We start from the raw sequence: 14,036 nt of genomic DNA on the forward strand, positions 1-14,036 counted from the left end.
AGGTGCTGTCGGCGGTCCTCACGGCGGTGATCTGCGGGGCTCTGGCATGGGAGGCCTACGCGCTCGTAGAGGCGTATCCGACGCGGCGGACGGCGGCCCTGGGGATTCCCTTCTGGACCCTCTATCTGGTCCCGATGGTCGGCTTCGCCTCCGGCGCGGTCCGGGCGGTCGTCCGGATCTTCTACGTCAACCAGGAAGACGTCCACTTCAACGCGGCGGAGGCACGATGATCCTCGAGTTGTGGATGGTGGGTCTCGTCATCGCCGTCCTGCTGCTGCTCCGGGTGCCGGTCGGGCTGGCGTTCATCGGTCCGAGCCTGTGGTGGGCGCTGGCCGACGGCAGCTCCAGCGGCTTCGCGCTGAAGACGACATTCGACGGGCTCAACAGCTTCCCGCTCCTGGCGGTGCCGCTGTTCATCCTGGTCGGCGTCCTCGCAAACCGGGTCGGCGTCGCCGACCGGCTCTACGAGTTCTGCCTGGCGCTGCTCGGACGGGTACGCGGAAACCTCGCCTACGTCAACGTCGGCTCGGCGGTGGGGTTCTCCTGGATGAGCGGATCTGCGCTCGCCGACGTGGCGGGCCTGGGGAAGATGCAGATTCCGCAGATGGTGAAGGCGGGCTACCCGTACGGATTCGCTTCCGGGTTGACCGCGTCGTCGTCGCTGATCAGCCCGGTGATGCCACCGAGCATCCCGGCCGTCATCTACGCCGCCACCGCGACGATCTCGACCGGTGCCCTGTTCGCGGCGTCGGTCGTCCCCGCCTTCCTCATGGCGTTCGGCCTCTGCGTCTACGTGTTCATCTGGACCGCCCGGCGCCCCGACCTGACCTCGGTGCCGTTCGACCGTCAGCGGTTCGCGAAGGCGGCCGTCGGCGCGGCCGGACCGATCCTGACGCCCGTCATCCTGCTCGGCGGCATCCTGTCGGGAACGTTCACGCCGACCGAGGCCGCCTCGGTGGCGGTGCTCTACATGCTCGCCCTGGGCGTCTTCTACCGCAAGCTGACCGCCCGGGTGCTGCTGCAGTCGATGCGTGAGACGGCCGCGATCACCGGCGGCATCGCGCTCATCCTGGGCGCGGCGGCGTTGCTCGGACTGATCCTGACGCGGGCCCATGTGTCCCGGGACGTGGCGACGTTCCTCACCGCGGTGTCCGACAACCCGCTGGTCTTCATGCTCCTGGTCAACGTCATCCTGCTGATCCTCGGTGCGCTCATCGACGCCACCGCCGTCATCCTCGTCACCGTCCCCGTGCTGCTGCCGATCGCGCTCGAACTCGGCATCGACCCGATCTACTTCGGGGTGGTGATGATCATCAACCTGATGATCGGTCTGCTGACGCCCCCCGTCGGGAGCGTGCTGTACATCACCAGCTCCGTCACCGGCAGACCGGTCGACGTCGTGTTCCGCGGGGTGGCCCCGTTCCTCGTCCCGCTCCTGGCCGTACTCATCCTGATCACCGCGTTCCCGCAGATATCGCTGGCGCTGCCCAAACTGCTCGGGTTCTGACCGACCACGCAGCCGCTCGTCATCGCCCGCCTACCGCCGTTCCCGTCCGAGAAAGAGGGAGACCCATGCACCGAAAGCCGTCCGGGTGGCGTCGTCTCACCGCCGCCCTCGCCATCGCCCTGCCAGTAGTCCTCGCCGCGGGCTGTGCCACGGCGAACAACACGCCGGCCGGCGACGGCGACAACTCCCAGCTGACGCTCAAGATCGGTAGTTCCCAGCCCGAGACCCAGCCCAACTTCTACTGCGGCATGAAGCTGCTCAAGGAGCGGATCGAGGCGCAGGACCTCGGCCTGACCCTGGACCTGTTCCCCAACAGCCAGCTCGGCCCCGACGCGGAGCGCTACGCGAGCGTGCAGGCCGGCGACATCGACATCGACCTGCAGGGCGGCTCGGCCATGTCCACCGCCTTCCCCAAGATCGGAGTCCTGGACGCGGCGTACGCGTTCAACGACATCGACCACTTCTTCAAGTGGGTCGACTCGAACGGTCAGGAGTTCTTCGCGGAGTTCAACGCGGCCACCGGAACCACCATCGTGGACGCCTGGTACTTCGGCATGCGGACCTTCACCGCGACCGCTCCGATCCGCAAGCCGGAAGACCTCGCCGGCTTGAAGATCCGCTTCCCCAACACGCCACAGTTCCTGGCCAACGCGGAGGCGCTGGGAGCCAGCGCGGTGGCCATCGCGTTGGAGGAGCTCTACCTCGCCCTTCAGCAGGGCATCGCGCACGGCCAGGAGAACCCGGTGGTGGCGACGCACGCCCAGAAGTACGACGAGGTCCTCAAGGTCGCGAGTCTGACCAACCACCAGGTCGGCACCCACTACGTCGTCGTGTCGAACAAGACGCTCGACAAGATGAGCCAGCCGCAGAAGGACGCCCTGTTCAAGGCCATCAAGGACATCCGCGCCGAGAACCGCAAGTGCGTCGACGACGAGACCGAAAAGGTCCTGGACGGATGGCGCGGCGACTCCAGCCACACCGTCGTGGAGGCCGACCAGATCGACCTCGAAGCCTTCATCAGCAAGGCCGAGGCGTACTTCAACAACCACTTCAAGGACGCGGACCTCGCCCTCTACCAGAGCATCCGAGCGTCCGCCTGAACGCGGGTGGGCTTCCCGAGGGGTATCGCCCCTCGGGAAGCCCGGCGACCGTAAGGAGCAATGTTGGCTCGGTCTGACGTCGCAAGAGTCCTGATCGGACTCGTCGGCGAAGGTATCCAGCAATCGCACGCACCCCTGCTGCACCAGCGCGAAGCCGACCGGCAGGGCATCCGACTGATCTACAAGATCATCGACACTGCCGAGCACGGGCTGGCCGCCGGCGACCTCCCCGAGATCCTCCGTTGGGCGCGCACCCTGGGATACCGCGGGCTCAACGTCACGCATCCGTTCAAGCAGGAGATCGTCCGCTATCTCGACGACCTCTCCGCCGAGGCACGTCTGCTCGGCGCGGTCAACACGTTGGTCTTCGACGGAGGCCGGACGTGTGGATACAACACCGACGCGTCCGGGTTCGCGCGCAGCTTCGCCCGGGAGTTCGCGGAGGCTCCGCGACAGCTGGTCGTCCAACTCGGCTCCGGGGGAGCGGGGGCAGCGGTCGCGCATGCGCTACTGACTCAGGGCGTGCAGCAGCTGACGCTGGCCGACCTTGATGTCTCACGGGCGACGCGGCTGTCGGAGACGCTCGGCGCCCAGTTCGGCGCTGAACGCGTCGAGGTGTGCCCGCTGGCGGAGTTGACCGCCGTGCTCGCGAAGGCCGACGGCCTGGTCAACGCCACCCCGGTGGGCATGGCCCAGCACCCCGGCTCACCGGTGCCGGTCTCCGCCCTCCGCAAGGACATGTGGGTGGCCGACATCGTCTACCGTCCGGTCGACACCGCGCTCCTGCGAGCCGCGCGCTCGGTGGGTGCGCCGACCCTGCACGGCGGCGGCATGAACGCCTATCAGGCGGTCGCGGCGTACGAGTACTTCACCGGTCGGCCGGCGGACGCCGACGCGATGCTCGCCGACTCGGCCGACCTGTTGCGAGCGGGCCGGTGACATCCGTGCGGACGGCGCGCGGTGACCGCTCGCCGCCGCCGATGCCGTCAACGAGCTGTCAGGTAGTCCAGGACCACCTCGCCGAGCATCCGCCGGTAATGGTCACGGCGTTCGGGGGCGAGCATGTCGCGCTCGAAGATCGCGTTGAAGGTGAACCGGTTGGCGATCCGGAAGACGCAGAACGAACTGATCAACATGTGGATGTCGACCGGGTCCACGCCATCCCGGAACCGTCCCTCTGCCCGGCCGCGCTCAAGGATGCGGGCCAACACGTCCAACGCCGGGCTCGCCAGGCGACCCAGCTTCGCCGAACCGGCGATGTGCTCGGCCCGGTGGATGTTCTCGATGCTGACCAGCCGGATGAAGTCGGGGTGGGCCTCGTGGTGGTCGAACGTCAGCGCGGTCAGCCGCAGGATCGCCTCGGCCGGGTCGAGGTGATCGACGTCGAGTTGCTGCTCGATCGCGCGGATGCGCATGTAGGCGCTCTCGAGCGCGGCGACGTAGAGCTGTTCCTTCCCGCCGAAGTAGTAGTAGATCATTCGCTTCGTGGTGCGGATCTTCGCGGCGATCTCGTCGACCCGCGCGCCGGTGTACCCCTTGTCGGCGAACTCCCGCGTCGCGACCGCGAGGATCTCGGCCCGGGTGCTGTCGGCGTCGCGTGTGGGTGGCTTCAGCGCGACGGTCTCGGACGGCTGTGTGCCCACCGCACCTCCCTGTCGTATCGGAACACTGTAGGTCACCGTCCCGAGTCTTTCCGGGGACGTTCGATCGGAGTATAAGTAACTATCTAGTACGTCCATTAGGTGGCCTCGGCGAGCCGACGAACACGGCGGGATCGAGCACCTGAACCAGCCCAGCTCGACGCCGATAGGGGCAACCTCATGCGCACCGTGCACACCGACAGCGCGCCGGTACGGCCCGACCACCCTCGCCTCTGCATCGCCACCGTCTGCCTGTCGGGCACCTTGGAGGACAAGCTGGCAGCGGCCGCCGCAGCCCGCTTCCACAGCGTGGAGATCTTCGACAACGACCTCGTCGCATCCTCGTGGTCACCCGACAGGGTTCGGCAGGAGTGTGACCGGCGCGGCCTGTCGATCGCCGCCTACCAACCGTTCCGGGACTTCGAGGCGGTGCCGCCCGACGTGTTCGCGGCCAACCTACGCCGGGCCGAGCGGACCTTCGACGTGCTGGAGCAACTCGGTACGACGACGATGCTGCTCTCCTCGTCGGTCTCCCCGGACGCGGTCGACGACGACGACCTGGCTGCCGAGCAACTGCACGCGCTCGCGGCACGCGCGCAGCAGCGCGGCATCCGCGTCGCGTACGAAGCGATGGCCTGGGGTCGCTTCGTCAACAGCTACACGCACGCGTGGCGGATCGTCCGGCGTGCCGACCATCCCGCCCTGGGCCTGTGCGTCGACAGCTTCCACATCCTGTCCCGCGGCGAAGACCCGTCGGCGATCCGGGTGGTACCCGGCGCGAAGATCTTCCACTTGCAACTCGCGGACGCCCCGCGGCTCAACATGGACGTGGTCGAGTGGAGCCGCCACCATCGGCTGTTTCCCGGGATGGGGTCGTTCGACCTGGCCGGGCTCGTCGGGCACGTGCTCACCACCGGCTACGACGGGCCAATCTCGCTCGAGTTGTTCAACGACGTCTACCGCCAGGCGGATCCCCGCTACGCCGCCATCGACGGGATGCGCTCACTGCTGACGCTGCAGGAGACGGTGGCGAGCGCCGGCCCTCCCACGGTGCGTGAGCGACTCCGGCTCTCCGGCCTTCCCCGGGCACCCCGACTCGACGGATACGCGTTCACCGAACTCGCCGTGGACGACGTCTCCGGCCCTACCATCGCACGGGCCCTGGCCGCCCTCGGCTTCACCCACACCGCCCAACATCGCTCCAAGCCGGTCCAACTCTGGCAACAGGGCACCGCCCGGATCCTGTTGAACTTCGGCGCGCAACGAAGAGTCCTACCCGGCACCGCGTCGATCTGCGCCCTCGCGGTCGAGAGCGCCGACCCGGCGGGAGCGGCGCAGCGGGCCGAAGCGCTGCTCGCGCCCGCGTTGCCGCGGCTGTACGAGCCGGGGGAAGCGGAGTTGACGTCGATCGCCGCGCCCGACGGCACCGCCGTCTTCCTCGTCCGGACCCAGGCGGACGAGGGATGCTGGCTCGACGACTTCGCGGCCACCGGCCGGGCGGCCCGCGACGACGCGCTGGTGACCGGCACGGACCACATCTCGCTCACCGAGTCGCTCGACGACTTCGACGAAGCCGTCGTCTTCTACCGCACCGTGCTGGGGTTGACAGCGGAGGAGACAACCGAGATCGCCGCGCCGTTCGGCCTGATCCGCAGCCGGGTCGCCACCGACCCCACCGGCCAGGTCCGTATCGCGCTCAACACCGCACCGCTGCGCCGCGGCGACTGGGCGCCCACCATTCCCCGTCCGCAACATGTCGCATTGCGTACCGACGACATCATCGCCAGCGCCCAGGCGGTACGCGCGCTCGGCGCCCCGGTGCTGAAGATCCCCGACAACTACTACGCCGACCTCGACGCCCGCCTCGCCCTTCCCGCGGAACGGCTGGCGGCACTTCGCGAACACTCGATCCTCTACGACCGTGACGAGGACGGCGAGTACCTGCACTTCTACACCGAGATACTCGGCTCCCGCATCTTCTTCGCGGTGGTGCAGCGGATCGGCGGGTACGTCGGCTACGGCGACCCGAACAGCGTCCCGGTGCGGATGGCGGCACACCGCGAACGCCGTTTGATCTCGCTTCGGGACGTGCCGGCACCGCAGGCGGACCAGCGACACGACTACTCGCTGGCACACCTGACCGCATTGAGTCTCTCGCCACCGGAACTGGTGGAGGCCGCCGCCGACGGCGGATACCGGTTCGTGGGGCTGCGACTCAACCGGGTCACCCCGCAGGAACCGCACTACCCGCTGGCCACCGATCCGGGACTGATGCGAAGCACCAAGGTCCGGCTGGCGGCCACCGGGATCGAGGTCCTCGACGTCGAACTCGCCAGAATCAGCCCGGACAAGACGCCCCGGGACTACCTGCGGTTCCTCGAAGCGGGTGCCGAGTTGGGAGCACGGCACGTCATCACGCAACTGCCGGACCCCGACCGGGCCCGCAAGATCGACCGCTTCGCTGAACTGTGTGAACTGGCCCGGCCCTTCGGGCTCACGATCGACCTCGAATTCCCGTCCTGGACGGAGACACCCGATCTGCGCGAGGCGACCCGGGTGCTGCGCGCCGCCGACCAACCGAACGCCGGGCTCCTCGTGGACCTGCTCCACTTCGCCCGCTCCGGGTCGAGCATCGCCGACCTGCGGCAGCTACCCGCACACTGGTTCCACTTCGTCCACGTGTGCGACGCACCGGCCGGTGTGCCACCCACCAACGAGGGCCTGATCCACACCGCACGGTTCGAACGACTGTTCCCCGGCGAAGGCGGCATCGATGTCCACGGCATCCTCGACGCACTGCCCACCGGCTTGCCGTACGCCCTGGAGATCCCGCGCGCGACGCTGGTCGCCCAGGTCGGCGCGAAGGAACACGCCCGGCAGGCCGTCAACGCCGCGCGCGACTACCTCGACGACCCGGCCGCCCCGCATCGGCTGATCGGTGTCTGACCTGGAAGGCGGCCGGGCCACCAACATGCCCACCGAGTCCGGCCAGCCTTCCAGGCGCGTCAGGCGGGGGACGAGGCAGCGGTACGCGGCGACGACCGGACGCAGCCGGCGAAGTAGCGCCGCTCAGGAGAAGTGCGTCTTCGGTCGAAGCAGGCGCTCACCGTCGACGATCAGGTCGACCTTCTCGTTGTAGAAGGCGATCAGCCCGGCGATCGGCAGCAGCGTGGCGGTGGGGAAGGCGTACGACCAGGCCAGGTCCGCGTGGACCGTGCCGTTGACGCGGACCGACCAGTAGTCGCTGGTCCGGCCCTTGTACGGGCAGGAGGTCGCGGTCGCCGACGGGACGAGGTGGCGGAAGTTCACGTCGGTCCGGTTCAGGTAGTAGCGGGTCGGCAGGCCGGTCTCGAAGACCAGCACGGGTGAGGCCGAGTCGGCCAGCACCGTCCCGTCCAGCTCCACGCGTACCCGGCGGGTCGACCGCAGCGCGTCCACCCGGGCGTACGGGTTGCGCGGGTGGACGAAGACCTGCTCGTCCTCCTCGAACCAGGCGTCCATCGCGGCCCAGTCGAACCGGATCGTGTCGGTCAGCCCCGCCCGTGCGTCGTCTCCGTACCGGCGGGCACAGGTGGCGCGGGAGGTCTCGCCCACCCGCAGCCCGTGCAGCCGGGCGGTACCGCGCCGCGACTGCTCCGTCTTCTGCTCGTCGACCAGGAAGTCACGGTTCACGTCGTCGACCGGGATGTAGTACTGGGGGTAGAACGGCCACTCCCAGACGTACCGCGCCCGGGTGGTGTCCAGCACCCGCTCCCCGGCGAGGAAGGCGCGGATCCGGCGCGGCACCGGCTCGATGTGGTCGACCTGGGTGATCGCCTTCGGATAGTCCGCCACCGCTCCTCCTACGCTTACTCGCCAAGGTGGGTACCGTTTCAACGATCGAGGCGACGCCGGCGTTCACCGGACGGACTCACCTGACACGCCTCATCAGCATGCCTCGGCGGAGACGCTGGCCCAGACCAGAGCGCCAAAAGGGAGACGACATGCCCGATGACGACGAGCAATCCCGACTCCTTCACCGGCTCATCGACCACCCCGCGCCAGGGCAGGTGTTCGGGGAGCCGGTCACCCATGACGGCGTCGTCGTCCTTCCCGTCGCCCAGGTGAGTCACGGTGGCGGCGGTGGGGGCGGCTCCGGACCGGAGCCCGCCGGTAAGGCGTTCGGCATGGGTGGCGGTTACGGCGCGACAGCCCGGCCGGTCGGTGCCTTCGTTATCGCCCGCGGGAGCGCGCGCTTCGTACCCGCCGTCGACCTCACGCGGCTCGCCGTCGTGGCGGCCTGCGCGGCGGTGTCGATCGCCATTCTCCTCAGGCGGCGCCGAGCAGTCGGCTGACCTCGGGCCCGGCGGGGTGGTTGGGCGCCACCGACAGGAAGCGGCGCAGGGTCGCCGGCGCCTCCTCGGGACGGGTGAGCCGCTGGGCCAGCCCGGCCACCAGCAGGCCGTCCGGCGAGTCGGGAACGCGGTCGAGCACCTCCCGCGCGGTCCGCTCCGCGGCGGCGGCGTCGCCGGCCCGCAGCAGGGCGAAGGCGAGGCGTAACCGGATCGCGTCGTCGGGCCGATCCCGCAGCGCCTCGCGGTACATCTCGGCCGCGGCCGCGTACCGCTGCTGCCCCTCCAGGTCGTGGGCCAGTTGCACGGCGACCACCGCCGGGTCGGCGGCGGGACCGCCGGCGACCGGTCGCGCCAACTGCCCGGCCGCCACGGCCACCGTCGACACCAGGGCGACGAGCCCAGCCGCCGCCAACCACCAGGCCCGGCGCGCCCGCCGTCCGCCGGTGGGCGCCGCGTCGGTGGTGCTGGCCCACTGCTTCACCCGCCGCTGTCGCGGGCGCAGGGTCCGCAGCGCCGCAGCGCCGACACCCAGCAGGACCACCGCGGGTACGACCCAGAGCAGCAGCGAAGCGCCGTGCAGCGGCGGTTGGGCCAGCACCTCGTCGCCGTAGCGCTGGACGAACCAGCGGCGGATCTCCGCCGGGCTGCGGCCCTCGGCGAGCTGGTCGGTGATCACCTGTCGCATCGAGACGGCGATCGGTGAGCTCGAGTCGGCGACCGACTCACCCTGGCACGCCGGGCAGCGCAGCTCGGTGGCGACCGCCTGCGTCGGGTCGGACGGTGGCCCGGGGGCGACGGACCGGGCCAGCCCGCCGACGGAGAGGGCCAGCAGCACCGCGGCGGTCAGCGTGACCAGCCAACGGCGGCCGTTCACGTCGCCCCGAGCAGCGGGACCACCCGGTCGGCCAGCCACCGCTGGGTCACCACTCCCGGCTGGTGCGCGACGATCCGCCCGTCCCGGTCCACCACGAAGGTCTCCGGTACGCCCCGCACGCCCCACTCGATCGCCGTGCTGCCGTCCCGGTCCGGCAGCACGGTGAGTTTGCCGGCGCCGGTCTCGTCGAGCAGCGCGCGTACCGCTTCCGGGCCGTCGCGCAGGTTCAGCCCGACCACCCGCAGGCCCTCCGGCGACCAGCGGCGGTCCGCCTCGACCAGCAGCGGCAACTCCGCGCGGCACGGCCCGCACCAGGAGGCGAAGACGTTGACCAGCACCACCTGTCCCCGTGCGTCGGCGAGGTCGAACCGGTCGCCGGAGAGGGTGGTGCCGGCGAGGGCGGGCGCGGCGACCGGCGGTCGCTGCTCGGCCCCGCCGGGTGGCGCTGGGGGCGACAGCGCGAACCCCAGGCCGACCGCCAGCAGCAGCACGGCGGTGGGGGCGAGCCACACCCGACGCCACCAGCGGCGGCCCGCGCCTCGCGTCGCCGCCTCGCTCCGCTCCCCGGCGGCGCGAGGCGCCATGCTGATGTGCCCGGTGGTTCGCTCGCTCACGCCGGCACTCCCACCGGTTCGCGCCGGTCGGCCGGCTCGGTCCGCCGTGGACGCCGTGATCGTGCGGTGCCGGCCAGGGCCGTCAGACCGCCGACGGTGATCAGGGCACCCCCGAGCCAGATGAGACCGACCAGCGGGTTTACCGCGAGCCGCAGCGTCGCGCTGCCGCCGTCCTCGGCCACGGCGATGAGGGTGAGGTAGGTGTCCCGGCGCGGCCCGCTGCTGATCGCCGGCACGGTGACGGCGGTGTCCCGCGCCGGGTCGTACCGCAGGGCCGGGGTGGCTGTCCTGGTCGTGCCGCTCCCCGACAGCTCGGTCGTGGCCCGTACCACCATCCGTCCCTCGTCGAGGCTGCGGTGCACCGACACCAGCCGGACCGACACGTCGGACACCCGCAGCGTCTCGCCGACCCGCACGGTCCGCTCGTCGGCCTGCCCGTACGCGGAGGACCCGGCGACGCCCACCGCGACCAGGGCGAGGCCGGCGTGCGCCAGCGCCGCCGCCCAGGCCCGGCCCGGCCGGCGGCGCCGCGCGGTGACCTCGGTGAGCAGGCCGGTGAGGACGAAGGCCGCCGCACCGAACGCGGTGAGCGCCGCCGGTCCCGGCCGGCTGAGCAGGCCGACCGTCGCGACCGTCGCCAGCCCCACGATCCCGGGCAGGGCGAGGCGGCGCAGTGCGGTGGCCCGGTCGCGTACCCACAGCGCCGGTGTGACGCCGGCCAGCAGCAGCAACACCACGGCCAGCGGCACGGCGGTGCGCTGGTAGTAGCCCGGACCCACGCTGCTCCGGGCCCCGGTGAGCGGTTCGGTCAGCAGCGGCAGCACGGTGCCGATCAGCACCACGGCCGCCACGGTGACCAGCAGGACGGCGTTGACCAGGACCGCGGTGCGCCGGGACAGCAGCGGCGCCCGGCCGGGCCCGGGGGGCGCCGGTCGGTTCCGTCCGGTGAGCACGGTGGCCGACAGGACGGCCAGCAGCACGAATCCGAGCAGGAGCGGGCCCAGCGGCGACTCGGTGAAGGCGTGCACGCTCGCCACCGCGCCGGATCGGGTGAGAAAGGTGCCGAGCAGCACCAGCAGGAAGCTGCCGCAGGCCAGGGTGGTGTTCCACCGTTCCCGGCTGCGGCCACCGCCCAGGCTGGTGTGGAGGAAGGCGGTCGCGGTCAACCATGGCAGCAGGGAGGCGTTCTCCACCGGGTCCCAGGCCCAGTAGCCACCCCAGCCGAGGACGGCGTACGACCACCAGGCACCCACGGCGATCCCTGCGGTCAGGGTGGCCCAGGCCGCCACGGCCCAGGGGCGCGCCACCCGGACCCAGTCCCGACCGGCCCGCCCGGCCAGCGGCGCGGCCAGCGCCAGGGCGAACGGGATCACCATGCCGAGGTAGCCGGCGTACAGCAGCGGCGGGTGCACTCCCATGGCGGGGTGTTGCTGGAGCAGCGGATTCGGGCCCGGCCCGTCCAGCGGCACCGGGTGGACCGCCTGGAACGGGTCGGCGGCGAAGGCCGACAGCGCGAAGAACAGGGTGGTCACCACGCTGACCACCACCATGGCGTACGCGCGCAGCCGGTCGGGTGCGCGGCGGCGGGCCAGCAGGGCCCCGTACCCGCAGAGGATCAGCAGCCAGAGCAGCAGCGATCCGTCCATGGCGGACCAGAGGCTGGTGATCGTGTAGTAGACGGGTACGTGCCGGCCGCCGTTCTCGGCGACGAACCGGACGCTGAAGTCGTGGCCCACCAGGGCCGCTTCGAGCAGCCCGCACGCGGCGGCGGCGGCGAGCAGCGCTCCGGCGGAGGCCAGCCGGGCCGGGCGGGACGCCGCGCCGAGCAGCGCCACCCGCAGCCAGAGCAGCACCGCGAGCACCGCGCTGAACAGGCCGACGGTGAGGCTCGCCGTGCCGAGGTCACCGAGCATCGGTCGGCTCCGGACGGGCGGAGGAGGACGGCCCGTACTCGTTGCCGTGCCGGAGGACCACGTGGTCGGCGTGGAACAACCCGTCGGTGCCCAGCCGCCCCTCGACCACCGCTTCCTCGCCCTCCCGGAAGGTGTCCGGCGGCATGCCGCGCTGCCGCACGGTGACCTCGTGCCCGCCGTCGGCCAGTCGGAACACCACCACCTCGCCGTCGCGCCGCAGCGAGCCGGGGACGACCTCGCCGGCCAGGCGGACCCGGTCCCGCGCGACGGTCGGGTCGGTGGCCACCTCGCCGGGAGTGCGGTAGTAGGTGAGGGTGTCGTTCAGCGCGCTGGTGACCAGGAGACCGCCGGCGGCGAGGAGGACGGCGACCAGCGCGAGGCGTCCGGGCCGGCGGATCATCGCACCCGCGCCGGCTCGTCCGGGGCCGGGTCTCGCCCGGCACGGATCGGCGCGGGTCGTTCGGGCGTCGCGCCGAGGCGGCGTTCGAGCCGCGTCACCCGGTGCGCCAGGACGCAGAGTGCCGCGGCGCTGGCGGCGGCGACGGCCAGCAGCAGCGCCAGGGCCATTCGCGAATCGATCGGCGGGCGTGCGGGCGCGAGGATGGTGGCCTGTTGGTGCAGCGAGCGCCACCAGAGGACGGAGAAGTGCACCACCGGGACGAGCAGGAAGCCGGCGACGCCGGCGACGGCCGCCGGCCGGGCCACCCGCCGGTCGCCGCCGTCGGGTCCGCCCGCCCGTTCGGCCAGCGTCCGTCGCAGGGCCAGATAGCCGGCGTACGCCAGGAGCAGCAGCGCGGTGCTGACCAGCCGGGGATCCCAGGCCCACCAGGTGCCCCAGACGAGCTGGCCCCAGATCGCCCCGGTGGCGATGGTGAGCGCGGTGAGCGCGACGCCGATCTCGGCGGCCGCCCGGGCGAACCGGTCCCACCGCAGGTCGCCGCCGACCAGGTAGGCGCTGCTGGCGGCCAGCACCACGGCGAACGCCAGGTACGCCACCCAGGCGGCGGGTACGTGCAGGTACATCAGGCGCTGAGCCTGGCCCTGGGCCGCGTCGGCCGGGGCCAGGAGCCCGCCGGCGACGGCGGCGCCCACCGCGAGCCCGCCGGCGGTCCAGGCAGCCGTCCGCCGGGCGGCGGCGCCGCGGGCAGTGTCCGCAGTCAGGTCCACGGTGGAGGTTCGCATGTCTTCCTGTCCGCGCCGTCGGCGCTTGCCCCGCTGATTCCTGACATCAGACCTTAAACCGAAATAAACGGAATCGGCCGGCGGATCTGAGCAAATCGGGGAATATGGACCCAGGTTGACGGGGGTCGGTACCGCTGGACACGACACGGGTTGCGACGCGAACGTCCGGCGGGTGGCGCCGGTGGCTCGGCCTGCCCGTGGTGGCGCTGGGCACCGCTCTGGCCCTCGCCGGCTGCGCCGGGGGCGCACCGTCGGCGCTGGACCCGGCCGGTGCCGGCGCGGCCCGGGTCGCCAACCTGTGGTGGCTGCTGTTCTGGATCTCGATCGCGGTGTTCGCCGAGGTCATGGCGCTGCTGACCTGGGCCCTGGTGTTCCGCCGGAAGCGGCGGGTACGCGTGCGCCACGGCCAGCCGCTGCGCTTCGTGATCGTGGCCGGCGCCGGGATCCCGCTGGTGATCCTGGTGGCGGTCTACGCGGTCGGGCTGCGCGACCTCGCGGCGCTCGGCGACGGCCCCGGGCCGGACGCGCCGACCATCGAGGTCACCGGTCACAAGTGGTGGTGGGAGGTACGGGTGCAGGGCGTCGACGGGGCCACCGCCAACGAACTGCACATCCCGGTGGGGGAGAAGGTGCGGGTCCGGTTGCGCACCGCCGACGTGCTGCACAGCTTCTGGGTGCCGCAGCTCATGCCCAAGACCGACCTCATCGCCGGCGAGACACGCGAGACCTGGCTGCACGCCGAGCGCGCCGGCAGCTACCGGGGCCAGTGCGCCGAGTACTGCGGCACCCAGCACGCGCACATGGCGTTCCTGGTCGTCGCCGAGCCCCGGCAGGACTTCGACGCCTGGCTGGCCCGACTCGGCACGCCGGCC

General features: G+C 71.5%; 14 protein-coding genes. 7 read left to right on the plus strand and 7 right to left on the minus strand.

What is annotated here, in order from left to right:
• From AB0M52_RS18695 to AB0M52_RS18710, 4 genes are all read left to right on the plus strand, one after another.
• On the plus strand, nt 1-230 hold a 230-nt coding region (locus tag AB0M52_RS18695; protein ID WP_363954942.1), incomplete at its 5' end, for a TRAP transporter small permease subunit.
• Entirely contained in the window at nt 227-1,507 is a 1,281-nt protein-coding gene (locus tag AB0M52_RS18700) for a TRAP transporter large permease (RefSeq protein WP_363954945.1), read from the plus strand. The genes AB0M52_RS18695 and AB0M52_RS18700, both read left to right, overlap by 4 nt.
• Before the next feature lie 65 nt (nt 1,508-1,572).
• Entirely contained in the window at nt 1,573-2,607 is a 1,035-nt protein-coding gene (dctP, locus tag AB0M52_RS18705; protein ID WP_363954948.1) for a TRAP transporter substrate-binding protein DctP, read from the plus strand.
• Nucleotides 2,608-2,670: 63 nt separating this feature from the next.
• Nucleotides 2,671-3,546: a shikimate dehydrogenase gene (locus tag AB0M52_RS18710; RefSeq protein WP_363954951.1), complete on the plus strand. Its 876-nt coding sequence runs from the start codon at nt 2,671-2,673 to the stop codon at nt 3,544-3,546.
• A 47-nt stretch (nt 3,547-3,593) separates the two neighbouring features.
• Here AB0M52_RS18710 and AB0M52_RS18715 read toward each other — a convergent pair whose 3' ends face one another.
• Nucleotides 3,594-4,250, minus strand: coding sequence for a TetR/AcrR family transcriptional regulator (locus AB0M52_RS18715; protein ID WP_363954954.1), 657 nt, complete (start codon nt 4,248-4,250; stop codon nt 3,594-3,596).
• A gap of 177 nt (nt 4,251-4,427) precedes the next feature.
• Between AB0M52_RS18715 and AB0M52_RS18720 the strand changes: the two genes are divergently transcribed.
• Nucleotides 4,428-7,193: a TIM barrel protein gene (locus AB0M52_RS18720; RefSeq protein WP_363954957.1), complete on the plus strand. Its 2,766-nt coding sequence runs from the start codon at nt 4,428-4,430 to the stop codon at nt 7,191-7,193.
• 123 nt (nt 7,194-7,316) lie between these two features.
• Here AB0M52_RS18720 and AB0M52_RS18725 read toward each other — a convergent pair whose 3' ends face one another.
• Nucleotides 7,317-8,081, minus strand: a complete 765-nt coding sequence (locus AB0M52_RS18725) for a DUF427 domain-containing protein (protein WP_363954959.1) — start codon at nt 8,079-8,081, stop codon at nt 7,317-7,319.
• 149 nt (nt 8,082-8,230) lie between these two features.
• Here AB0M52_RS18725 and AB0M52_RS18730 point away from each other — a divergent pair, with 149 nt between their 5' ends.
• Nucleotides 8,231-8,581: a spore germination protein GerW family protein gene (locus tag AB0M52_RS18730; RefSeq protein ID WP_363954962.1), complete on the plus strand. Its 351-nt coding sequence runs from the start codon at nt 8,231-8,233 to the stop codon at nt 8,579-8,581.
• On the opposite strand, the gene AB0M52_RS18735 is transcribed toward AB0M52_RS18730, so the two are convergent.
• From AB0M52_RS18735 to ccsA, 5 genes are read right to left on the minus strand one after another with little or no spacing between them, the layout of a single operon-like run.
• Nucleotides 8,556-9,494 carry a cytochrome c-type biogenesis protein CcmH gene (locus AB0M52_RS18735; RefSeq protein ID WP_363954965.1) on the minus strand — a complete coding sequence of 313 codons (939 nt, stop codon included), beginning with the start codon at nt 9,492-9,494 and terminating at the stop codon, nt 8,556-8,558. The genes AB0M52_RS18730 and AB0M52_RS18735 overlap by 26 nt on opposite strands.
• Nucleotides 9,452-10,069, minus strand: coding sequence for a TlpA disulfide reductase family protein (locus tag AB0M52_RS18740; RefSeq protein WP_363954967.1), 618 nt, complete (start codon nt 10,067-10,069; stop codon nt 9,452-9,454). Before AB0M52_RS18740 ends, AB0M52_RS18735 begins: the two co-directional genes overlap by 43 nt.
• The gene (locus AB0M52_RS18745) at nt 10,066-11,982 is read right to left on the minus strand and encodes a cytochrome c-type biogenesis CcmF C-terminal domain-containing protein (protein WP_363954970.1); all 1,917 of its coding nucleotides are present in this window, start codon (nt 11,980-11,982) and stop codon (nt 10,066-10,068) included. Before AB0M52_RS18745 ends, AB0M52_RS18740 begins: the two co-directional genes overlap by 4 nt.
• Nucleotides 11,972-12,382 (minus strand): cytochrome c maturation protein CcmE, encoded by a 411-nt coding sequence (locus tag AB0M52_RS18750; protein WP_363954973.1) that lies wholly within the window; start codon nt 12,380-12,382, stop codon nt 11,972-11,974. The genes AB0M52_RS18745 and AB0M52_RS18750 overlap by 11 nt, the downstream gene beginning before the upstream one ends.
• Complete coding sequence (gene ccsA / locus AB0M52_RS18755; protein WP_363954976.1) at nt 12,379-13,164, minus strand: cytochrome c biogenesis protein CcsA; 786 nt, start codon at nt 13,162-13,164, stop codon at nt 12,379-12,381. Before ccsA ends, AB0M52_RS18750 begins: the two co-directional genes overlap by 4 nt.
• A 200-nt stretch (nt 13,165-13,364) precedes the next feature.
• Between ccsA and coxB the strand changes: the two genes are divergently transcribed.
• Nucleotides 13,365-14,036 (plus strand): cytochrome c oxidase subunit II (coxB, locus tag AB0M52_RS18760; protein ID WP_363954979.1); only part of this gene is annotated, 672 nt, incomplete at its 3' end.

The sequence above is a fragment of the Micromonospora sp. NPDC051296 genome (genome assembly GCF_040682255.1).
Classification (GTDB): Bacteria; Actinomycetota; Actinomycetes; order Mycobacteriales; family Micromonosporaceae; genus Micromonospora; species Micromonospora craterilacus.

What these genes read in the sequence shown, in the direction of transcription:
- AB0M52_RS18700 (WP_363954945.1), top strand. Translation starts at nt 227, where the DNA reads ATGATCCTCGAGTTGTGGATGGTGGGTCTCGTCATCGCCGTCCTGCTG.
- dctP (WP_363954948.1), top strand. Translation starts at nt 1,573, where the DNA reads ATGCACCGAAAGCCGTCCGGGTGGCGTCGTCTCACCGCCGCCCTCGCC.
- AB0M52_RS18720 (WP_363954957.1), top strand. Translation starts at nt 4,428, where the DNA reads ATGCGCACCGTGCACACCGACAGCGCGCCGGTACGGCCCGACCACCCT.
- AB0M52_RS18730 (WP_363954962.1), top strand. Translation starts at nt 8,231, where the DNA reads ATGCCCGATGACGACGAGCAATCCCGACTCCTTCACCGGCTCATCGAC.
- AB0M52_RS18745 (WP_363954970.1), bottom strand. Translation starts at nt 11,982, where the DNA reads ATGCTCGGTGACCTCGGCACGGCGAGCCTCACCGTCGGCCTGTTCAGC.
- AB0M52_RS18750 (WP_363954973.1), bottom strand. Translation starts at nt 12,382, where the DNA reads ATGATCCGCCGGCCCGGACGCCTCGCGCTGGTCGCCGTCCTCCTCGCC.
- ccsA (WP_363954976.1), bottom strand. Translation starts at nt 13,164, where the DNA reads ATGCGAACCTCCACCGTGGACCTGACTGCGGACACTGCCCGCGGCGCC.